This is a genomic window from Micromonospora sp. CP22 (genome assembly GCF_009712475.1).
Classification (GTDB): Bacteria; Actinomycetota; Actinomycetes; order Mycobacteriales; family Micromonosporaceae; genus Micromonospora.
The window spans coordinates 313899-334654 of sequence record NZ_VCJO01000005.1 but is presented as its reverse complement, the minus strand read 5'-3'; the positions used below and the strand labels follow the sequence as shown (position 1 = coordinate 334654).

Sequence of the window (20756 nt, the reverse complement as noted above, 5' to 3'; positions counted from 1 at the left end):
GTATCGGAGCTCAGGACTGGATCGCTCCGCCCGAATGCATCGAAGGACGCGTCCACGCTCACCAGGGCGCACGTCATGAGCACCTCGACAACAAGGGGCAAAGCAGCCATGCGAGCCGCCGTCGACCTGATCAACAGGGTCGACGAGGGATGACGGACCGGATGCCTGGTGGGTCAGAGGATCCGGGTCACCTGCTCGGCGGCGGCGACCGCGTCCCGGTCGGCGGGGTCGAGGTTGGCACAGAGCACCACCGACGCACCGGCCGCCAGTGGCGCGAGCAACCATTTCAGCGGCTGATCGTGCTCGGCGACGTCGACCAGCAGCCGGTCGCCGACCCGCAGGTCGAGCTGCTCGGCGACGACCTGGGCCACCTGACCCCACTCGTGGTAGGTGGTGCCGTCCGGGCTGGCCGGGTCGGTGGCCCGCAGCGTGGGGCGGTCGGCCGGGGCGGCACCGTGCCGCAGCACCTCCACCGACCAGTCGAGCCAACCGGCCGGCACGGCGGCCAGCGGCTCCGGCCCGGCGCCGACGAGGTAACGGTGCAGCCCGTCGGGTACGTCCTCCAACCAGTCGTCGAGCCGTTCCGGGGTGACCAGGACAACGTCGTACGGTCGATCGCCGCCGGGCTCCAGCACCGGCAGCCCGGCGGTGGCGCGCGGCCGGAACGAAACCTCCAGCCCGACCGCCCAGGCGCCCAGCAGAGCCGCAGCGGTACGGCAGTGCGGCGGCAGCAGCACCGCCACCCGGCTGCCCGGTGTCAGGCCGCAACCGTCCCGCAGCAGCCCGGCGGCCCGCGCCGACCATTCGCCCAGCTCGGCGGCGGTCACCTGATGGCGGTGTCCGCTCCGGTGGTCGAGGTAGGTGATCAGTGGCTGATCCCGCTCGGCAGGGCGGACGGCGGAGAGCACGGGCAGCTCGACAGGCATGGAAACTGTCCTACCTCCCTGCTGCCCGTACTGTCGAGCGGGCCGGCGTGTCGCTGCCGTTCACCGTCGTGTCGGTGCGCGCGGCGGCAGTTCGGGGCCGCCGTCGAGGAGCGGGGCGAGGAGGTCGCCGTGCTCGTCGACGCGGGCGAGGACCTCGGTGGCGGTGTACGGCTTCGTCGCCGGCCGTTCACCTGCCGCACCGGCGGCGACCTCGTCCCAGGTCAGCGGCGTCGACACCGACGGGAGGGGTTGCGCGCGCAGTGAGTACGGCGCGACCGTGGTCTTCGCCGCGCTGTTCTGGCTCCAGTCGATGAAGATCTTTCCGGAGCGCAGGTTCTTCGCCATCTTGGATACGATCAGCTTCGGGTGTCCGCGCTCCAACTCCTGGGCGACGCCGCGCGCGTAGTCGGAGACGTCGTCGGCGGACTGGGTGCCGGAGATGGGGCAGCAGAGCTGCATGCCCTTCTTGCCGGAGGTCTTCGGGTAGGCGTCCAGGCCGTCGGCGGCCAGCCGGTCCCGCAGCAGCAGCGCCACCTGGCAGCACTGCTTCAGCGCGGCCGGGGCCCCCGGATCGAGGTCGACCACCATCAGGTCGGGATGCGCACCGATCTTCCACTGCGGGGTGTGCAGTTCCAGCGCGGCGAGGTTGGCCAGCCAGACCAGGGTGGGCAGGTCGTCGGCGACCACGTAGTCGATGGTCTCCCGCCCCTTGCTCGATCCGGGGGCGGGCAGCGTCTCGGTGCGTACCCACTCGGGGGTGGCGGCGGGGGCGTTCTTCTCGAAGAACGAGTTGCCGTCCACGCCGTTGGGGTAGCGGATCCGGGTCAGGGCACGATCCGCCAGGTGCGGCAGCAGCACCGGGGAGATGCGGGTGTAGTAGTCGATCACCTCGCCCTTGGTGAAGCCCGCCTGCGGATAGAGCACCTTGTCGAGGTTGGAAAGCTCCAGCGTGCGGCCCTGCACCTCGACCTGGACCCGGTCAGCTGGCATCGTCGACCTCCTCGGCCGGTTTGTCCGGGCGGATCCGCAGGAGCCGGGGGAAGCGCAGTCGCCCGTCCGGGGTGCGCTGGCCGTACTTGACCTCCACCACCACCCGGGGAGTTACCCAGATCGCGCCCCGGGCATCCTCGCGTGGCACATCTCCGGAGAACGGCGAGGCGGTGGTGCGCAGCGGCTCCAGCTCACGCAGCAACTCCCGCTCCAGGGCCGCCCCGATGCCGCCACCGACCCGACCACGGTAGACGAGTCGGCCGTCGGGGCCGGGCACGCCGACCAGCAGCCCGCCGATCTTCCGGGCCCCGGGTCGCCAGCCGCCGACGACGAAGTCGCCGGTCACCTCCAGTTTGACCTTCACCCAGTCCGGTGAACGCACCCCCGGCCGGTAGGTCGACTCGACACGCTTGGCCATCACCCCTTCGAGCCCGTGCTCACCCGCCGCCTCGTAGGTGGCCGGGCCGTCGTAGAAGACCGGGGGCACCGCCCACCGCGCCGCGCCCAGCCCCAGGCCGTCGAGGGTCTCCCGACGCCGGGCGTACGGCCAGCCGGTGAGGTCCTGCCCGGCCAGCCGCAACACGTCGAAGATCATGTACGTGACCGGGACGGTGGCCGCCAGCCGGGCCGCCTTCGCGGCGTTGCGCACGTGCATCCGCTCCGCCAGTGCGGTGAACGACGGCCGCCCGGCCTGGTCGAACAGCACCACCTCGCCGTCGATCAGGGCGTCGTCGACCTGCTCCCCGAGCGGGATCAACTCGGGATAGGCGGTGGTGATCTCCACCCCGGAGCGGGCGTACAGGCGCGGCCGTCCGGCGGCGATGTCCGCCAGGGCGCGTACGCCGTCCCACTTGAACTCGTACGCCCACCCGGGACCGGTCGGAAGCTGCCCGGTCACCGCGAGCATCGGCTTGAACGGCGCGCCGGGCACAGAACGACTGTAGTAGCAGGCAGAACACCTCGCGCCCGGTTCGCTGTGATGCGAGCATGGTCGATACCGGGGAAGGGAGCGCAGCATGCGGGCCATCTGGAAAGGTGCCGTGTCGTTCGGCCTGGTCTCGATCGCGGTCAAGCTGTACTCCGCAACCGAGGAGAAGGACATCCGTTTCCACCAGGTGCACCGGGCCGACGGCGGGCGCATCCGGTACAAGCGCACCTGTCAGGTCTGCGGCGAGGAGGTCAGCTACGACGACATCGCCAAGGGCTACGACCTCGGCGGCGGCGAGATGGTCATCCTCACCGACGAGGATTTCGCCGAACTGCCGTTGAGCACCTCCCACGCGATCGATGTGCTGGAGTTCGTGCCGGCCGAGCAGGTCGACCCGATCCTCTACAACAAGGCGTACTTCCTGGAGCCGGAGGGCACCGCGACCAAGCCGTACCTGCTGTTACGGAACGCGCTGACCGACTCGGAGCGGGTGGCGATCGTCAAGGTGGCGCTGCGCCAGCGGGAGCAGTTGGCCACCCTGCGGGTACGCGACGGCGTGCTGCTGCTGAACACGATGCTCTGGCCCGACGAGATTCGGAAGCCGGATTTCGGGTTCCTCGACGAGGATCTGAAGATTCGGCCGCCGGAGTTGGCGATGGCCACCTCGCTGATCGATTCCATGGCCGGAGACTTCCATCCGGACGAGTTCACCGACGACTACCGGGCGGCGTTGCAGGAGGTCATCGACGCGAAGGTGGAGGGCCGCGAGGTGGTCCAGCCGGAGGAGGCGGAGGAGGCCCCCGCCGCCGCGGTCGACCTGATGGCCGCACTCAAGGCGTCCGTGGAGCGGGCGCGGGCGGCCCGCGGCGAGGCACCGGCCGGTGGGGGCGCGGAGCCCACCCCGATCTCGTCGGCGCGCTCGGCCCAGAAGAAGGCGGCGGAGAAGAAGGCCGCCAAGACACCGGCCAAGAAGGCGCCCGCGAAGAAGCCCGCGGAGAAGAAGACCACCGCCAAGAAGGCCCAACCGGCCAAGAAGACCGCGGAGAAGAAAACCACCAAGAAGGCCACTCCGCGCAAGTCCGCTTAATCCCGGCGATTCCCTACCTCGGCCCGCGCGAACACGACTCCCGGCGGCCCCGGAGTGACCCGGACGTCACGATCGACGCGACCACCGCCTATCCGTGGGCCATCGATGGTCGGAAGTGCGTCCGATACCAGGTACCGTGTGTCGGCGACGGCTGCCCGTGGCCGGACCACCCCCACACCTCTCAGCAGGGAGTCGAGGACGTGAGCGAGCAGGAGACCAAGTCGCGGCGTCGACTGGCCGAGCAGTTGGCGGCTCAGAAGGCAGCGGAGGCGAAGCGCCGTCGGCAGGCCTGGGCCGGCGCGTTCGCCGCGATCGCAGTCGTGGCGGTGCTGATCACCGTGTTCGTGATGGTGGGCCAGCGCGGTGGTGACGAAGCCCCCGAGCAGGCCGCCGGCACGCCGTCCACTCCCACGGAGACCGCCAACGAGCCACCCGCGCCGCAGTTGCCGGAGGGCGCGGACCCGGCCCTGGGCAGCAAGCCGACCGTCACCGGCGGCGAGGGCAAGCTGGCCAAGCTGACGGTGACCCCGCTGATCGAGGGCACCGGGCCGAAGGTCCAGGCCGGTCAGTCGATCACCACCAACTACGTCGGGGTGTTCTACGAGAGCGGCGAGGAGTTCGACTCCTCATGGGAGCGCGGGCAGCCGGCCACCTTCCCGATCGGGGTCGGGCAGGTCATCCCCGGCTGGGACAAGGGCCTGGTGGGTGTGACGGTGGGCAGCCGGGTGCAGCTCGACATCCCGGCCGAGGACGCGTACGGAGAGGGTGGCGGCGGCCGTCCGGCGGGCCCGCTGCGCTTCGTGGTGGACGTGCTCGGCGCCGAGTGACGCTCGACCCGAGGCCTCCGTGGCCCGTGGCCTCCGTGGCCCGAGGCCGGGGTGCCAGAAACATCGATGCCGTTCACCACAGATGGCTTCCGGACGGTCACCGACCGGCAGTAGGTTCGACCGGCGTCCCGGGCATCGACCCGGGCGCTGGTCGAAGCGAACGCGGAGGTGCACGTGACGGCAGAGGACGCCGAGGGGCGGACCGCCCGGTCGATGTGGACGCACTACGAACCGGTGCACGCCGTCACCTATTTCCATCCGCGCGCCCGTGCCGCCTACGAGGCGGTCGGGCTGCGCGGCTACTGGCGAGGATACTTCGCCGGTCGAGCCGCCCCGCTCGGGCCGACCGGTCCGGCTCCGGTGATCGCCGCCTTCTACAGCTTCGCCCCGCACATGGTGAGCCGGGCGCTGCCAGCGGTGTGGCAACTGGCCGAACCGGACCAGGCGCTGCGTGCCCGGCTGACCGGGGCGGTGCAGGCACTCGCCGAGTTGACCTACGAGCTGCCGGAACGGCACCTCGTGGAGGCCGCCGACCTGCTTGAGGCGGCGACCGACGGGCTCGCGACGGCCGGTCGGGTGCTCGGGGCGGCGAATGCGGCACTGCCGCGCGGTGAGTACCCGCTCGCCCGGCTCTGGCAGGCCGCCACGACGCTGCGCGAGCATCGGGGCGACGGGCACGTGGCGGCACTGGTCGCCGCCGACCTCGACCCGGTGGAGACGCTGGCCTGGCGGGTCGCGGTCGACATGTCCCCGGCCAACCTGCTCGGCCGGGGCTGGTCGGAGCAGGAGTGGGCGCAGGCTCGGGAGCGGCTGACCGCCCGTGGTTGGCTGGACGCCGACGAACAGCCGACCGAGCATGGGCGGGCTGCCTTCCAGGCGATCGAGGACGCCACCGACCTCGCCGCCGCCCGCCCCTGGGTGGCGCTCGGCCCCGACCGGACGCGTCGCCTGCGCGAGCTGCTCGACCCGATCGCCCGCGCCGCCCACACCGTGATCCCGCCGGGCAGCCCCATCGGCCTCCCACCCCTGACAAGTTGACCAAGAAGTTTTCGTCATTTTTGATCGCTGTCCCCGACGCAAACTTCTTGATCAACGCGGGCGGGGGAGGATGGGGGTGTGACGGTGGACGGGGTGGTTTTCGACCTTGACGGTGTGATCGTCGATTCCGAGCCGGTGTGGGAGGAGGTTCGGCGGGCGTACGTCGCCGAACACGGCGGCGTCTGGCAGGACGACACCCAACGCCGCTTGATGGGGATGAGCACCGGCGAGTGGGCCCGGTACCTCAGCGACGAGTTGGGGGTACGGCGCACCGCCGACCAGGTCGCCGCCGAGGTGGTCGAGGAGATGGCCCGCCGGTACGCCGCCCGGGTGCCGGTGATCGACGGCGCGGTCGACGTGGTCCGCAGGCTGGCCGAGCGGTGGCCGCTGGGGTTGGCCAGTTCCTCGCCGACCCGGCTGATCGCTGCGGCGCTGGCCGCCACCGACCTCACCGACGCCTTCCGCACCACCCTGTCGACCGAGGAGACCGAGCGGGGCAAGCCGGCACCGGACGTCTACCTGACCGTGGCGCGGCGGCTCGACCTCGACCCGACGCGCTGCGTGGCGGTGGAGGACTCCTCCAACGGAGTGCGTTCGGCGGCTGCCGCGCAGATGGCGGTGGTGGCGGTGCCACACGGGGCGTACCCGCTGGATGCCGACGCTCGACGGCTGGCCGCGACGGTGCTGGAGTCGATCGACGAGTTGACCCCGGAGGTCGTCGACCGGCTGGGCTGAACCGCCACCGGACGGTCTCCGGCCCGCCTACGGTCGGTGGCATGAAGGCGATCGTGTACGAGCGCACCGGTGACCCTTCCGTGCTCCAGTTGGTCGAGCGGCCGGTGCCGCAGCCCGGTCCGGGTGAGGTGCTGGTGCGGATCGCGGTGGCCGGGGTGAATCCGACGGACTGGAAGTCGCGGCGGCAGGGCCCACTGCCGGCCGGTTGGCAGACGCCCGGCCAGGACGGCGCCGGGGTGATCGAGGCGGTCGGCACCGGCGTCGACGAGGAGTTGATCGGCGAGCGGGTCTGGCTCTGGGAGGCCGCCTGGCAGCGTCCCTGGGGCACCGCCGCCGAGTACACCGTGGTGCCGGTCCGTCAGGCGGTACGCCTCGGCGGCGCCTCCTTCGAACTGGGGGCCTGCCTGGGCATTCCGTTCCTGACCGCGCACCGGTGCCTGACCGCCGGGGAGTATCTGCCGAAGAGCCTGCGCCCGGGTGCGCTCAGCGACCACACGGTGCTGGTGCAGGGCGGAGCCGGTGCGGTGGGCAACGCGGCGATCCAACTGGCGGCCTGGGCCGACGCCTGCGTGATCGCCACGGTGAGCAGCCCCGAGAAGGCTCAGCTGGCTGCGGCGGCCGGTGCCACGGCGGTCTTCGACTACCGCGCACAGGACGTGGTGGAGGAGGTCCGCAAGATCGCACCCGACGGGGTGCACGGGATCGTGGAGGTCTCGCCCGCGCGTAACGTCGCCACCGACGTCCAGTTGCTGCGCCCGGGTGGGGTGGTCTGCGTCTACGCCGACGACGGTGGCGACGAGGTGACGTTGCCGATCCGCCCGCTGATGGCACCGAATGCCCGCTGGCAGTTCGTGCTGGTCTACACCATGCCGAAGGCCGCCAAGGCGCAGGCGTTGGTGGACGTCGCGGCGGCTGCCGCACAGGGCGGGATCCGGGTGGGTGAGGAGGCCGGTCTGCCGTTGCACTGCTACCCGCTGTCGGCGACCGCCGACGCGCATCAGGCGGTGGAGGACGCGGCGGTGGGCAAGGTGCTGCTCAACGCCGCCGGCTAGGCAGGCGGTTTGACCTGGGAGTTTTTCGCCGTCCGCCGGACAGAGGCGAACAAGTTTCGCAATACTGGCTTTGCGGGTCGCCCCGCAAAGGAACGGGCGGCCCCGGCGCGGTGCGAACGCCGGGGCCGCCCACCGGAGAGAGGTCTATGCAGGCCACTACTCCCAATGGCGATGATGCGCCGAAAAACGTTACGGCGTGGCCAGTTCCCGCACATCCAGGTCACCCTCGGCGTATCGGGCGCGCACCACCTTCTTGTCGAACTTGCCGACACTGGTCTTCGGCACCGCCTCGATGAACGCCCACCGCTCCGGCAACTGCCAGCGCGCCACCGACCCGGCCAGGAAGTCGCGCAGCTCCTCCGGGGTCGCCGAAGCGCCCTCCCGGAGCACCACCGTCGCCAGCGGCCGTTCGTCCCACCGCTGGTCCGGTACGCCCACCACGCAGGCCTCCAGCACCGCCGGATGGGCCATCAACGCGTTCTCCAACTCCACCGAGGAGATCCACTCGCCACCGGACTTGATCACGTCCTTGGCGCGGTCGGTGAGGGTGATGTACCCGTCCGCCGAGAGGGTCCCCACGTCCCCGGTCCGCAGCCAGCCGTCGCGGAACTTCTCCGGGTCCGGCGCGTCGTCACCGACGTACCGCTCGGTGACCCACGGCCCACGGACCTCCAACTCGCCGACGGAGGTGCCGTCGGCGGGCAGCGGCTCCCCGGCCGGACCCACGATGCGGGCCCGCACCCCCGCCGGCACCCGACCCTGTGTGTAGCGGTAGCGCCAGGCGTCCTCCCCGACCGCTCCGGCCGGTGGGCGTGCCACCGAACCCAGCGGCGACATCTCGGTCATCCCCCACGCGTGGATCACGTCGATGCCGTGTCGCTCGTCGAACGCGTGCATCAACGACGGCGGACAGGCCGACCCACCGACGATCACCTCCTTGAGCGAGGAGACGTCGGTGCCACTCTGGTCCAGGTACGCCAGCAGGTCGGTCCAGATGGTCGGCACCGCCCCGGCCAGGGTCGGCCGCTCGGCGGCGATCATCTCGGCGATCGGCGCGGCCTGGAGGAAGCGGTCCGGCATCACCAGCGACGCGCCGGAGAGGAAGGCCGCGAACGGCAGCCCCCACGACATGGCGTGGAACATCGGCACGATGGCCAACTCGCGGTCGGTCGGTGCCAGCCCGAACCCCTCCGGCAGGCAGATCTGCAACGAGTGCAGGTAGATCGAGCGGTGCGAGTAGGCGACGCCCTTGGGGTTGCCGGTGGTGCCGGAGGTGTAGCAGAGGGCGGCGGCGTCGCGCTCGTCCACCTCAGGCCAGTCGTACGTCTCCGGCCGCCCGGCCAGCAGCGCGTCCCAGTGGTGCACGGTGATCCGGTCACCGGCCGCCGCGACCAGCGGTGCGGAGTCGCCGCCACCGACCACCACCACGTGCCGCACGCTGGTCATGGCGCCGAGGGACTTCGCCAGCAGCGGGATCAGCGTCGAGTCGACCAGCACCACCCGGTCCTCGGCGTGGTTGGCGATGTAGGCGACCTGGTCGGGGAAAAGCCGGATGTTCAGCGTGTGCAGCACCGCGCCCATGCTGGGCACGGCGAAGTACGCCACCAGATGCTCGGTGTTGTTCCACATGAAGGTGGCGACCCGCTCGTCACCGGTCACCCCGCACTCCGCCCGCAGGGCGTGGGCGAGCCGGGCGGCGTCTCGGCCGACCTCCGCGTACGTGCTGCGTCGTGACTCGGCGCCGGTCCACGTCACCACCTCGGCCGTGCCGTGCACGGTGGCGCCGTGTTCGAGGATCCGGGAGACCTGAAGGGGGGCGTCCATCATCGTGCTACGCATGGGTAACAAAGTAGTGTCGCCGGTCACACGTTGGGAACCCCCGTAAATTGTCCGGGTGAGCATCTCCTGGGCTGATTCGTACGTCGGGCAACTGCGTGCCCTGGCCGGCGACCGGACGCTGATGTTCGTCGGTGCGCGGGCCGTGGTGCGGGACAACTCGGCACGTGTCCTGCTGATCCGCCGCTCCGACAACGGCCAGTGGGCGCTGCCCGCGGGCGCGATGGAACTGGGCGAGTCGATCGCGGACTGCGCCGTGCGGGAGGTACGCGAGGAGACCGGGCTACGGGCGCTGCGGGTGAGCGCCTTCGCGCTCTACACCGGCCCGGACCGTACCCACACCAACATGTACGGCCACACCTACCAGATCTTCACCACCGCGTTCCGGGTCGAGGAGTGGGACGGTCGGCTGACCAGGGTCACCGACGAGACCATCGACGCGGGCTTCTTCCACCGCGAGGCGTTGCCCCAGCCGCTCTCGGCCAGCGTTCCGGAAACCCTGGCCGACCTCGACGTCTTCGAGCAGACCAACCGCCTGATCCTGAAGTGACGCCGCAGCCGCCGGTGGCTTCACCCAGGCGGGCGAAGCCACCGGAGGACTCAGTGCCGTCCCTCGGCGAACTCCTCGACGATCTTGGCGCAGAAGGCCGGCAGGTCGTCGGGCTTGCGGCTGCTGACCAACCCGTTGTCGGTCACCACCTCCTCGTCGACCCACTGCGCACCGGCGTTTACCAGATCGGTGCGTAGGCTGGGCCAACTGGTGATCCGGCGACCCCGCACCACGTCCGCCTCGACCAGCGTCCACGGGCCGTGGCAGATCACCCCGACCGGCTTACCGGCATCGAAGAAGGACCGCACGAACCGGACCGCGTCGGCGTCGGCACGCAGGAAGTCCGGATTGGCCACCCCGCCGGGCAGCACCAGCGCGTCGTACCGCGCGGGGTCCGCGTCGGCGGCGCTGACATCCACCTCGTACGTGGTGGACGGGTCGAGGTGCTCGAAGGAGGTGATCTTTCCGGGCTTGATCGACACCAGTTCGACGGTCGCGCCGGCCTGCTCGACGGCCTGACGCGGCTGCACGTACTCGACCTCCTCCACACCGTCGGCGGCCAGGAAGGCGACCCGCTTACCCTGCAACGTCGCTGCCATCTCGTACTCCTCTCCGGGGGTTCGTCCACAACCGTTCCCGCCGCCGACGTCACGAAACGCGGCGCGGCGGTGGCCCACCGCACGTCGCGGCCAGCAGGTGCCCGGTCGGCAGGTTTGACCCCGCCGACCGGAGGGGAACCGCCGGCATGGCACGAGCAGCAGCGGAACAGGTCCGGCTCGCCGACGTCGTGCAGAGCTGGCTCGGGCGTCCGGTCCTGGTGATCGGCGACGCCATGCTCGACGAGTGGCGGTTCGCCGACTCCGACCGGTTGTGCCGGGAGGCCCCCGCCCCGGTCCTCACCCTGCGTCGCCGCATCTCGGCGGCGGGCGGCGCCGCCAACACCGCCGTCAACATCGCCACCCTGGGCGGACGCTCGGTGCTGGTGGCACCCGTCGGCGCCGACGCCGCCGGTGACGAGTTGCACGACTGTCTCGACCGGGCCGGAGTCTGGGACCGTACCGTCAGCCAACCCGGACGCCCGACGCCGGTGAAACGCCGAATGCTGGCCGACGACCAGATCCTGCTGCGGGAGGACTCCGGCGACCCGGACGACCCGCTCAGCGACGTGGGAGTGGACTGCCTGCTGACCGCCCTGGACTGCGCGAGCGAGGAACTGCGGGCGGCCAGTGGAGGCGAAGTCCCCGCCCTGGTGGTCTGCGACTACGGCCTCGGTGCGCTGCCCGCGCCGGTCCGCGCCTGGCTGGTCGAGAACCGGCACCGGTACGCCACGGTCGCGCTCGACGCCCACGACCTCGCCGACTGGCGAGGGCTCGCGCCCACCGTGGTGACGCCGAGTTTCGCGGAGGCCACCCGGCTGCTCGCCCACGCGGGCACCGTCGCGTCGACCACGCAGCCGGTCGCTCCCGCCGACCCGGCCGGTGCCACCGCCTCGCCGACCGACGACAGCACGCCGACCGATGGCCATGAGCTGCACCTGGAACATCCCGAGGTCGACCCGGCCGACGGGCCCTCCGAACTGACCGTGGGAACCGCCCCCGGCGGGGCCGGGATGCGGCGTACCGACGGGCCCATCGGTGAACCCACCCCCGGCGAGAGCCGGGTGGCGCTGACCCGCGACGGGCTCAGCGTGACCGGCACCGGGGTGACCGTGAACGCCGAGGCGGGGGCGGGCGTGGACCGGGCCGTGCTGGCCGAGTCCCGGCTCGCCGAACTGCGCGCCCACACCGGCGCGGACGTGGTGGCGGTGACCCTGGACACCGAAGGGGCGGTGGTCGGCGGTGCCGACGGTACGCCCGCCCGCAGCCACAGCACACCCGTGCCGGCCAGCCACACCGTCGGCGCCGGTGACGCGTACCTGGCGGCGATGACCCTCGCGTTGGCCGCCGACGCTCCGTTGTCCACCGCCGCCCAACTGGCCCAGCTCGCCGCGACGAGCACCGTCGCCGGCACCGGCACCTGCGTCTGCCGCCGCGAGGACCTGCTGGCCGCGCTGGGCCGCCCGACACCCGACGGCCGGCAGGTGCTGGTCGACACCCGGTCCCTGACCGAGATCGTCGCCGAGCACCGGCGAGCCGGACGCTCCATCGTGTTCACCAACGGCTGCTTCGACGTGCTGCACCGGGGGCACGTGCGGTACCTGGAACAGGCCCGCGCGCTCGGCGACCTGCTGGTGGTGGCGGTCAACTCGGACGGCAGCGTACGCCGGTTGAAGGGAGCCGACCGGCCGGTGAACCCGATCGAGGACCGCACCGCCCTGCTCGCCGCGCTGGCCTGCGTCGACCACGTGGTGGTGTTCGAGGAGGACTCGCCAGCCACCCTGATCGAGGCCGTCCGGCCGGACATCTACGTCAAGGGCGGCGACTATCCGCCCGAGTTGGTGCCGGAGGCACCGCTGGTGCAGCGGCTGGGCGGCCAGGTACGCACCCTGGGATACGTGCCGGACCGCTCCACCTCGGCCATCATCGACCGGATCCGCGCCCACGGTCAGGACGGCGTGACCGGTACGGAAACCGGGCCGACGGTGCCCGCGTCCGGGGTGCAGATCCCCGGCACGACAACCACGACCGGTGCGGACACGCCACCGCTGACCGGCAAGGCACCGTGAACCGACCCCTCGACGCCGGTACGCCCGCGCAGTTCCGCGTAGACCGACAGGTCGACGTGCTCGTCCCCACCCGCAACCGCCCCACCGAACTCGCCGTCACCCTCGCCGGGCTCGCCGCCCAGGAGGGGGTGCCGGGGTTCGGTGTGGTGGTCAGTGACCAGTCCGACGGCGAACCCGGGTACGCCCACCCGGCGGCGGCCACCATGGTCCGGGCGCTGCGGCACCGAGGACATCCGGTGCTGCTGACCCGGCGGCTGCCCCGACGAGGGCTCGCCGAACACCGCAACTTCCTGCTCACCCACTCCGCCGCCCGGTACGTGCTCTTCCTCGACGACGACGTCTGGTTGGAACCGGGGACACTGCGCCGAATGGTGACCGCCATCGACGAGCTGGGCTGCGGCTTCGTCGGCAACGCGGTGCACGGGCTGTCCTACCTGCACGACGTACGGCCGGAAACGCACCGGCACTACCAGGAGTGGGTGGGTCGGCCCACGCCGGAACGGATCCGACCGAGCACCCCCGAATGGGACCGGGCACAGATCCACTCCGCGGCGAACCTGCTGCACGTGACCGCGTCGCTGCGCCTGACGGCGGGCGAGTGGCGGGCGTACCGGGTCTCTTGGGTCGGCGGCTGTGTGCTCTACGACCGGGCCAAGCTGGTCGACTCCGGCGGCTTCGACTTCTGGCAGCGGGTGCCGACCCGGCATCAGGGCGAGGACGTCGCCGCACAGCTCGCCGTGCTGGCGCGCCACGGTGGTGCCGGCGTACTGCCCAGCGGCGCGTACCACCTGGAGTCACCGACCACCGTCACCGAACGCGACGTGGAGGCGTGGGAGGTCGTCCTCGCCGACCCGGACGCCTGAGCACGCGGGCGCGTTGGTTAGCAAGGGCCCCTTCCTATACACCAGGCGTTAACAAGGTGCCCTTCCTTTCAACGGAGCAGGAGTTCGCGGGCGGCTTCGAGCACCTCGGCCAGCGGCACGTCGGTGACGAAGGAGTCGCGGTGCGGGCAGTCGCCGTCACCCGGGCGGTGCGGGTAGATGCCGGGGGTGCAGTCCACGCCGCAGACCGGGCAGTGCACCGTCCACGAGGTGATCGGCCGGTGCCGTCCACGCAGGACGGGAGCGGTGGTGATCAGGTTGCCGACCCAGAAGACGCCGACGGTGGGGGTGCCGACGGCAGCCGCGAGATGCAGCGGGCCGGTGTCGTTGGAGACCACCAGCTCACAGCCCGCGTAACAGGCGGCCAGCCCACCCAGGCTGAGCGTGCCCACCTGCGGCCGGACCGGCACACCGGCGGTCGCCACGACCTGGTCGACCACGTCCTGCTCGGCAGGGGTGCCGGTGACCAGGATTTCGTACCCGTCGGCGTGCAGCGTCCGGGCCACCTGCCCGAAGCGGTCGGCGGGCCACCGACGACGGGTGTCGGTCGCGCCGGGATGCAGGGCCACCCGGGGCCGTTGCGGCTCGCCGAGCACCGTCCGCGCCTCGGCCCGGTCGGCGTCGGTGACCGTGAGCCTCGGGGTGATCGTGGTGGCGGCGGCACCCACCAGAGCCACCGTCTCCAGGTAGCGGATCACCTCGTGCTGGTAGTAGACGTAGCGCAGCCAGCGGTCCAGCGGCGGCGCGTCCTCGGCCCGCAGGCCCGCGGTGACCCGGGCGCCGAGCGCCGCCACCAGCGGGTTGGAGTTGGCACCGCCGCCGTGCAGTTGCAGCGCCAGGTCGAAGCGTTCCGCGCGGGCGGCGGCCAGGAAGTCGACCATGCTGGACTCGGACTCACCCGAGGTCGCCGTCCGGATCCCCGGGGCGGGCGGCACCACCAGAACCCGGTCCACCGGGCCCGGCCGATCGCGCCACAGCTGCGCGTGCCAGGGCGCGCCGAGCAACACGATCTCCGCCCGGGGGTACGCGGCCCGCAGCGCCTCCAACGCGGGCAGTACGAAGATGAAGTCACCGAGCGCGTTGGCCCGCAGCACGGCGATCCGGGCCACGTCGGGCACCCGCTCGGCAGCCTCCTCCAGCAGTGCCGGTGCCACCGGAGGCGCTACCTGTCGGAGCCGTCGGCGACAACGTCCGGCTGGTGCAGTTCCCGGTCCGCCGCCGGGTCGAGGCCGCCCCGCGTACCGCCGGAACGGTCGGCGGAGCGCGGCCCGGTGCGGCCGACGGTGATGGTGCGCGGCGCGGGCTGGTGCGCCCGGGGCAGACGTACCCGCAGCAGACCGTGATCCATCACCGCGTCGATGCCATCGGGGTCCACCCGCGACGGCAACTGCACGCGGTACTCGAAACCCCGGGTCTCGAACCCGCCCGGAATCCCGTGGTCGGCGTTGACCTCGGCCTCCGTCCGCGCCCGTACGCACAGCTCGCGGTCGTCGAGTTCCACCGCGACCTCCTCCGGGGCGACACCGGGCAGCCGGACGATCGCCTCCCAGCCGTCGTTGGTCTCACCCAACTCCACCTCGGGTGGGCCCGGCCGACCGCCGACCAGCCGACTCAGCTCGGCCCGCAGCGACTGCAACTCCCCCATCGGATCCCAGCCCTGCTGCCCGCCCCGCCAACCGCGTCCCGGCTTGGTCATCGCAGATCTCCCATCCGTTGACTGGCGGCCGCCGGCCGCAGTGAACTCGACGCGTCAAGGCCCGCGTCGCGGTCGACCCCGACACCGAGGCGGTCGACGAGTTCACCGCCCAGCCAACCGCTGACGCCGAGGATGCCGATCGCCACCACCTCGATCGCGATCAACGCCCCGCCCGCACCCCGCGAGTCGGCGTTGAGGCGTACCGCCCAGACGGCGGCGAAGAGCAGGATCACCGCGACGTTCGCGGCGGCGTGGGTGAGGGCCACCCGCTTGGCCCTGGTGCCCGAAGGGATGGCCAACAGGTCGAACGTGCCCGCTGCCGCCGCCAGCAGACCACCGATCAGGCCGACGGTGAGATTCCAGTACGCCACCTCGCCGAGGAAGTCCGGCCCACCTACCGTGTCGATGACGTCGAAGAGCACGGCGGTGACGAGCAGGGCGAACGGAAACATCACCAGCATCGGATGGACGGGGTGCCCCAGGATCTTGAGCCGACTCTCCATCTCCGGGCCTCCACTGCTCTCCGACGCTCGGTGGGCGGTACCCGGGTCGCCGGGGGACAAACCTCACGAGTGACCGCGACCGCACTGCCCGTGGCGGTCTTCTGCCCGGGTGCCGTCCACCACGGTCAACTCCACGGGAAGCCACCCAGTGACGGTGGAGATGGCACCCGCTGCCCAGCCGGGCGGGCCGGACAGGCCGTTGCCACCTGGACCTACGATCCCCGGCATGGAGCTGTCCCGCGCCTGGCTCGTGGCCTGTCTCGTCGTGCCACCCCTGACCGGGTGCGTGACCGTACGCACCGAGACACCGATGGCTCCGCCGGTGACGTACACCTGCTGTGAGACCGCAGACATCGACAGGCTGTACGCCCCGGGGCAGATGTTCACCCTGCACTGGATCGTCGAAGAGTCGGGTGAGCAGTCCACGGCGCCACCACGTCCGGTCGACCTGGAAGCGGAGCTGACCGGACCGTTCGCGACAGTGGAGGCGCTGAAGGCCGCGATGGAGTCGAGCGCCGGGCCCGCCGGACCGGCCACCTTCAAGGCCGAGACGGTCCGCGCCTCCAGCGAGCCCGGCCATCGCCCCGTCAGCACCATCGCGATCCCCACCGACGCCGGGACAGGCTTCTACAACCTGGTCACCACGGTGACCGACGGCGACCTATCGAACACCGGGATGAGCGTCGTCGAAGTGGTCCCCGCCCGCTGACCCGCCCACGGCATCGGCAGACGTCCTAGCTACGAGGGGTCACCGAGGTGGCGGCGACGACACTGTTGACGACCGTGGCGGTCATGGTGCGTGTCACGGCTTCCGCTGCGGCACCGGCTCCCCAGTTGCCCTGCTCCAGTTCCTTGGCGCGGGTGACCACGCGTGAGGTCCAGGGGATGTCGCGGTCGAACTCGGGCAGAGTTCCGCTGCTCGACAGCAGCGCCGCGAGCGCGGCCACCCGGGCCGACGGTTCCGCGCCGGCCACGAGGACCTGCCGGACCTGCTCCAGCAGGCGCGCGCGGCGTCCGCTGCCACCGTCGCGCAGCGCTGTCGTACGGAACAGGCCGAGCATCTTACGTTCCTCTCGGGTGATGTCGCCGCGTTCGATGAGCCGCTCCAACACCGGCTTGCGCAGCTCGGGGCCGATCGCGGCGAGTACCGTCTGCACGCCTCGGGGTTTCTCGGAGAGGTAGTCCCACGCCGACCGGAGCAGGTCATCCGACGGCGCACGACCCTCGACGACCCTCACCTTGCGCCGGTCCGCCATTGCCACCTGACCGTCGAGAGCAAGATCCGCGAGTACGGCTCCAGCGAGGACGTAGAAGAGGGTGTTCTCTCCGGCGATACTGCCCGACCTCGGCTGGAACAGCAGCAGCAGGAGGTCATCCACCAGAGTCGGCGTGCCGGTTTGCTTCGTCTCGGTGGTCACCGCAGCTCCTTCGTCGTACGTCTTCGGGTCATGTGTCTGGTTGAACGGACGGTCGAGGTCAACGGCGACGCGCCTGTCGCCTCAGCGGCGGGGTTCCCAGCTGAACAGGCGGCTGGCCAGCACGACGGCGACGATCACCCAGCCCAGGGTCGGTGCCAGCAGGCGCAGGGAGTCGGTCACGGCGACACCGCCGTTCCAGGCGTTCATCGCCAGCTCGGTGGCGGAACCACCGGGCAGCAGTCGCTTGAGCACGGTGAGGTTCTCGGTGCCGCTGATGCCGACCCAACTGGTCACGGCGATCACGCCGAGGGTGACCGGCAGGGTGGTGACCTGGGCGTGCTCGGGCGAGTTCGTCAGGCCGGCGGTGGCCAGGCCCAGACCGATCATCATGGCCAGGCTCGCCAGCACCGCCACCACCAGCAGGGGAACGTTGGCCGGTCCGCCGGCCACCATGGCCAACGCGGTCAGGATCGCGACCACCTGCACCACGGCGACGACCGTGGCGGGCAACAGCAGCCCGGCGACGATGCCGGAGTCCCCGATGGCCGTGGAGCGCAGCCGCTTGAGGAAGAGGTTCTGCCGGCGGGACGCCAGGGTGGTAACGGTCGTCGTGTAGAGCCCGAACGCGGCCACGGTGAACAGCACGATCGCCGCGATGTAGCCGAGGCTGCCGAGGTCGGCGAAGGTCTCGTGCTGGCGGACGAAGTACGCGGAGACCACGACCGGGATGACGAAGCTGGTGATCAGCACCAGCCGGTTGCGGAAAAGCTGGATCAACTCACTGAAAGCGATGGAAAACACGGCAGATCCTCTCGGAGACGAGTCAGCTGCTGATCGAACGGAACACGTTGTCGAGTCGGGTGGCTCCGGCCTCCAGGTCCCGCAACTCCACGGCGTGCTCCTGCGCCCAGGAGAGCAGGGTGTGCAGGTCCTTCTGGAGGCCGAAGGTCTCGATCGCCACCTTGCCGTCGCCGTCCATGACGTAGTGCAACGGCAACGCCGGTGCCGCCGGTGGCAGCGCGAAGCGGATGACGGCCGGCAGGGTACGGGTCAGTTCGGAGACCGTTCCCTCGCGGTAGAAGGTGCCGTCGTGCATCAGCCCGATCCGGTCGGCGCGTTGCTGCGCCTCCTCCAGATAGTGCGTGGTGAGCACGATGGTCGAGCCGTTCTCGCGGAGCCGGTCCACGGTCGCCCACAGGTGGTCCCGTGACTGGATGTCCAGGCCGGTGGTCGGCTCGTCCAGGAAGATCAGCTCCGGGGTGCCGTAGACGGCGGTGGCGAAATCCAACCGCCGTTTCTCCCCGCCGGAGAGCTGGGCAACCTTCCGGCCGGCCCGGCTGGTCAGGTCGACGAGGTCGAGCACCCGGTCGACGTCGTCGGTACGCCGGGTAAGTCTGCCGATCAGACGGACCGACTCACGCACCGTGAGATCCGGGGAGAAACCACTCTCCTGGAGCATCACGCCCATCCGGGGACGTACCACGTCGCGTTCGACCGGGCTGCGCCCGAAGACGCGCACGGTGCCGGAGCTCGGTCTCCGGTGCCCCTCGATGGTCTCCAGAGTCGAGGTCTTTCCCGCTCCGTTCGTGCCGAGCAGCGCGTACAGTTCGCCGCGCCGAACCTCGAAGGAAAGATCCTTTACGGCGTGGAAGTCGCCGTACTTGACGTTGAGACGTTCGACTTCGATGACTGGTGTGGTGGACATGCCCCAATGACAGCAGCGGTCGCGCCGGTCGTTCAGGGGCGTCATGTCATGACCCCATGTGACGTGGTGTCACTGCCTGCCGAGCCCGATCGGCAGAATACTGGGCAGGTGACTTCGAGTTCACCGGCCTTCACCAAGACGACGCAGAGTCGCCTGCGCCGGCTCAATCTCGTGATGTCACTCCCGCCGGTCGTGTTCGCCTCGGTGGTCCTCCTGGCCGTCGACGTGCACACCTGGTGGCACCTCATCGTCCTGGCACCCGGTGCCGTGGCCGCGCTGGTGGCCTTCGAGCGTTGGACGGCGGACGACCTAGCCCGGGTCGCCCGACCATGCCTGATCGTCGCTGCCGTGGTGTGGCCGCTCGGGGTTCTGCTGACCGGCAGCCCCAACGCCTACTGGGGTTTCTGCGCGGTGGGGTCGCTCGCCCTACGCCAGGTACCGCGCCGTCGGGCGCTGGCGGCGGCCGGGATCTTCGCCTACGTCGCCACCGTCGGCGCGACACGGTTGCTGGTGCAGCAGGACGACGTACGCGGCGTCCTGATCAGCTACGTCCTCGTCCCGACGGCCCTCACCATCGCGGTGACCGTGCTGACGGTCGTCGGTGAGCGCTTCTACGACCTCATCCGGGAACTCGATCACGCCCGGGAACGCGAGGCGGAACTCGCGGTCATCCGCGAACGTGTCCGCTTCGCCAGCGATCTGCACGACATCCAGGGCCACACGCTGCACGTGGTCAAGTTGAAGATCGCGCTGGCCCAGAAGCTGGTACTCCGCGACGCCGAGCAGGCCGAGAAGGAACTACGTGAGACGTACGCCCTGGTCAGTGACACCATCACGCAGACCAAGGAGTTGGCGTACGCGCAACGCCGGCTCAACCTCTCGGCGGAGATCGAGAACGCGAAGAACCTCTTCGAGGCCGCCGGTATCCGGGTCCGGGTGACCCGGGAGGCCGAGGTGGGTCCGCGCAACAGTGAACTGCTCGGTCAGGTCCTCCGCGAGACCACGACGAACATCCTGAGACACGCGCAGGCCACCCAGGTGCAGATCACGCTTTCCGAGTCCGGCATCGCCATCGTGAACGACGGTGTACGCGGCGACGCGCTAAGCGGGCTCAAAGGGCTCTCCGTACTCCGGCAACGGGTGGCAGGTGAGGGCGGCGAGCTGACCGTCGAACAGCAGGACGGACGGTTTCTGACGGCGGCCAGCTTCCCGCCGTCCCGGGCCGAGGTGCCCTCCGGCGGGCAGCGGAAGGACGATCGATGACCAACATCGTGCTCGCCGACGACGAGGCACTACTCCGCAAGGCGCTGGCCGCGTTGCTGCCACTCGAAGGCGACATCACCGTCGTCGCCGAAGCCTCGAACGGTGAAAGCGCCGTCGAGGCAACCCTGCGCCTCCAGCCCGACGTGTTGGTCATCGACCTGGAGATGCCCGGTGTCGACGGCCTGGGCGCCATCACGCAGATCCGCCATGTCCGACCGGAGCAGGTGGTCCTCATGCTGACCCGACATGCCCGGCCGGGCGTGCTGCGCCGGGCGTTGAAGCTCGGTGTCCAGGGCTTCGTCAGCAAATCCGCGGAACCGGCGCACATCGCCACGGTCATCACCACCCTGCACCAAGGCCACCGGTGGATCGACCCGGACGTCTCCGCGCTCGCCATCATCGACGACTGCCCACTCACCGAGCGGGAACTCGACGTGTTACGGGTGACCGGCGAGGGCTACTCGGTCGCCGACATCGCCGCCCGGCTCCACCTCGCGCAGGGCACCGTGCGCAACTATCTCTCCAGCGCGATGCAGAAGACGCAGACCCACACCCGCCACGAGGCCGCGCGCTACGCCCGGGAACACGACTGGCTGTGAGTCGCCGCGCACCGAACTGCGCCAGCGTGCGCTGCTGCCGCCATGCCTAGTCGTATG

22 protein-coding genes are annotated in these 20756 nt (G+C 70.8%); 11 read left to right on the top strand and 11 right to left on the bottom strand.

Annotation, left to right across the window (positions count from 1 at the left end):
- Positions 1 to 173: 173 nt before the first annotated feature.
- The 3 genes from FF096_RS12355 to ligD (FF096_RS12345) are packed head-to-tail and all read right to left on the bottom strand — an operon-like array spanning position 174 to position 2847.
- Positions 174 to 926 carry a TIGR03089 family protein gene (locus FF096_RS12355; protein ID WP_155217439.1) on the bottom strand — a complete coding sequence of 251 codons (753 nt, stop codon included), beginning with the start codon at positions 924 to 926 and terminating at the stop codon, positions 174 to 176.
- A gap of 60 nt (positions 927 to 986) precedes the next feature.
- Positions 987 to 1916 carry a non-homologous end-joining DNA ligase gene (gene ligD, locus FF096_RS12350; RefSeq protein WP_155217437.1) on the bottom strand — a complete coding sequence of 310 codons (930 nt, stop codon included), beginning with the start codon at positions 1914 to 1916 and terminating at the stop codon, positions 987 to 989.
- Positions 1906 to 2847 (bottom strand): non-homologous end-joining DNA ligase, encoded by a 942-nt coding sequence (ligD, locus tag FF096_RS12345; RefSeq protein WP_309223159.1) that lies wholly within the window; start codon positions 2845 to 2847, stop codon positions 1906 to 1908. Before ligD (FF096_RS12345) ends, ligD (FF096_RS12350) begins: the two co-directional genes overlap by 11 nt.
- A gap of 85 nt (positions 2848 to 2932) precedes the next feature.
- On the opposite strand from ligD (FF096_RS12345), the gene FF096_RS12340 reads away from it, so the two are divergent.
- From FF096_RS12340 to FF096_RS12320, 5 genes are all read left to right on the top strand, one after another.
- Positions 2933 to 3931 (top strand): Ku protein, encoded by a 999-nt coding sequence (locus FF096_RS12340; RefSeq protein ID WP_155217435.1) that lies wholly within the window; start codon positions 2933 to 2935, stop codon positions 3929 to 3931.
- Positions 3932 to 4131: 200 nt separating this feature from the next.
- On the top strand, positions 4132 to 4758 hold the full coding sequence (locus tag FF096_RS12335; RefSeq protein ID WP_309223158.1) for an FKBP-type peptidyl-prolyl cis-trans isomerase: 627 nt from the start codon (positions 4132 to 4134) through the stop codon (positions 4756 to 4758).
- 213 nt (positions 4759 to 4971) lie between these two features.
- The gene (locus tag FF096_RS12330) at positions 4972 to 5796 is read left to right on the top strand and encodes a hypothetical protein (protein WP_155217716.1); all 825 of its coding nucleotides are present in this window, start codon (positions 4972 to 4974) and stop codon (positions 5794 to 5796) included.
- A gap of 78 nt (positions 5797 to 5874) precedes the next feature.
- Positions 5875 to 6531 (top strand): HAD family phosphatase, encoded by a 657-nt coding sequence (locus tag FF096_RS12325; RefSeq protein WP_309223157.1) that lies wholly within the window; start codon positions 5875 to 5877, stop codon positions 6529 to 6531.
- Between the two features lie 41 nt (positions 6532 to 6572).
- Positions 6573 to 7583, top strand: coding sequence for an NADPH:quinone reductase (locus FF096_RS12320; protein ID WP_155217433.1), 1011 nt, complete (start codon positions 6573 to 6575; stop codon positions 7581 to 7583).
- A 189-nt stretch (positions 7584 to 7772) separates the two neighbouring features.
- Here FF096_RS12320 and FF096_RS12315 read toward each other — a convergent pair whose 3' ends face one another.
- Positions 7773 to 9407, bottom strand: coding sequence for a fatty acid--CoA ligase (locus FF096_RS12315; protein ID WP_196222520.1), 1635 nt, complete (start codon positions 9405 to 9407; stop codon positions 7773 to 7775).
- A gap of 70 nt (positions 9408 to 9477) precedes the next feature.
- Between FF096_RS12315 and FF096_RS12310 the strand changes: the two genes are divergently transcribed.
- Positions 9478 to 9969, top strand: coding sequence for an NUDIX domain-containing protein (locus tag FF096_RS12310; protein WP_309223156.1), 492 nt, complete (start codon positions 9478 to 9480; stop codon positions 9967 to 9969).
- 50 nt (positions 9970 to 10019) lie between these two features.
- Here the strand turns inward: FF096_RS12310 and FF096_RS12305 are convergent, their stop codons facing one another.
- Positions 10020 to 10568, bottom strand: a complete 549-nt coding sequence (locus FF096_RS12305) for a type 1 glutamine amidotransferase domain-containing protein (RefSeq protein WP_155217429.1) — start codon at positions 10566 to 10568, stop codon at positions 10020 to 10022.
- A 146-nt stretch (positions 10569 to 10714) separates the two neighbouring features.
- Here FF096_RS12305 and rfaE2 point away from each other — a divergent pair, with 146 nt between their 5' ends.
- Positions 10715 to 12634: a D-glycero-beta-D-manno-heptose 1-phosphate adenylyltransferase gene (rfaE2, locus tag FF096_RS12300; protein ID WP_155217427.1), complete on the top strand. Its 1920-nt coding sequence runs from the start codon at positions 10715 to 10717 to the stop codon at positions 12632 to 12634.
- Positions 12631 to 13497, top strand: a complete 867-nt coding sequence (locus FF096_RS12295) for a glycosyltransferase family A protein (protein ID WP_309223155.1) — start codon at positions 12631 to 12633, stop codon at positions 13495 to 13497. The genes rfaE2 and FF096_RS12295 overlap by 4 nt, the downstream gene beginning before the upstream one ends.
- Positions 13498 to 13565: 68 nt before the next feature.
- Here FF096_RS12295 and FF096_RS12290 read toward each other — a convergent pair whose 3' ends face one another.
- From FF096_RS12290 to FF096_RS12280, 3 genes are read right to left on the bottom strand one after another with little or no spacing between them, the layout of a single operon-like run.
- On the bottom strand, positions 13566 to 14669 hold the full coding sequence (locus FF096_RS12290; protein ID WP_309223154.1) for a glycosyltransferase family 9 protein: 1104 nt from the start codon (positions 14667 to 14669) through the stop codon (positions 13566 to 13568).
- Positions 14670 to 14677: 8 nt separating this feature from the next.
- Positions 14678 to 15211, bottom strand: a complete 534-nt coding sequence (locus FF096_RS12285; protein WP_155217425.1) for an Hsp20/alpha crystallin family protein — start codon at positions 15209 to 15211, stop codon at positions 14678 to 14680.
- Positions 15208 to 15714, bottom strand: coding sequence for a DUF2231 domain-containing protein (locus FF096_RS12280; RefSeq protein ID WP_155217423.1), 507 nt, complete (start codon positions 15712 to 15714; stop codon positions 15208 to 15210). The genes FF096_RS12285 and FF096_RS12280 overlap by 4 nt, the downstream gene beginning before the upstream one ends.
- Before the next feature lie 226 nt (positions 15715 to 15940).
- Between FF096_RS12280 and FF096_RS12275 the strand changes: the two genes are divergently transcribed.
- Positions 15941 to 16423, top strand: coding sequence for a hypothetical protein (locus tag FF096_RS12275; protein ID WP_230462527.1), 483 nt, complete (start codon positions 15941 to 15943; stop codon positions 16421 to 16423).
- Positions 16424 to 16448: 25 nt separating this feature from the next.
- Here the strand turns inward: FF096_RS12275 and FF096_RS12270 are convergent, their stop codons facing one another.
- From FF096_RS12270 to FF096_RS12260, 3 genes are all read right to left on the bottom strand, one after another.
- Positions 16449 to 17132, bottom strand: coding sequence for a GPP34 family phosphoprotein (locus FF096_RS12270; RefSeq protein ID WP_309223153.1), 684 nt, complete (start codon positions 17130 to 17132; stop codon positions 16449 to 16451).
- A gap of 81 nt (positions 17133 to 17213) precedes the next feature.
- Complete coding sequence (locus FF096_RS12265; RefSeq protein WP_230462526.1) at positions 17214 to 17933, bottom strand: hypothetical protein; 720 nt, start codon at positions 17931 to 17933, stop codon at positions 17214 to 17216.
- A gap of 22 nt (positions 17934 to 17955) precedes the next feature.
- On the bottom strand, positions 17956 to 18837 hold the full coding sequence (locus FF096_RS12260) for an ABC transporter ATP-binding protein (protein ID WP_155217421.1): 882 nt from the start codon (positions 18835 to 18837) through the stop codon (positions 17956 to 17958).
- Positions 18838 to 19011: 174 nt separating this feature from the next.
- On the opposite strand from FF096_RS12260, the gene FF096_RS12255 reads away from it, so the two are divergent.
- Both FF096_RS12255 and FF096_RS12250 read left to right on the top strand, forming a co-directional pair.
- Complete coding sequence (locus FF096_RS12255; RefSeq protein ID WP_230462525.1) at positions 19012 to 20100, top strand: sensor histidine kinase; 1089 nt, start codon at positions 19012 to 19014, stop codon at positions 20098 to 20100.
- Positions 20097 to 20699 carry a response regulator transcription factor gene (locus FF096_RS12250; RefSeq protein WP_155217417.1) on the top strand — a complete coding sequence of 201 codons (603 nt, stop codon included), beginning with the start codon at positions 20097 to 20099 and terminating at the stop codon, positions 20697 to 20699. The genes FF096_RS12255 and FF096_RS12250 overlap by 4 nt, the downstream gene beginning before the upstream one ends.
- Positions 20700 to 20756 lie beyond the last annotated feature (57 nt).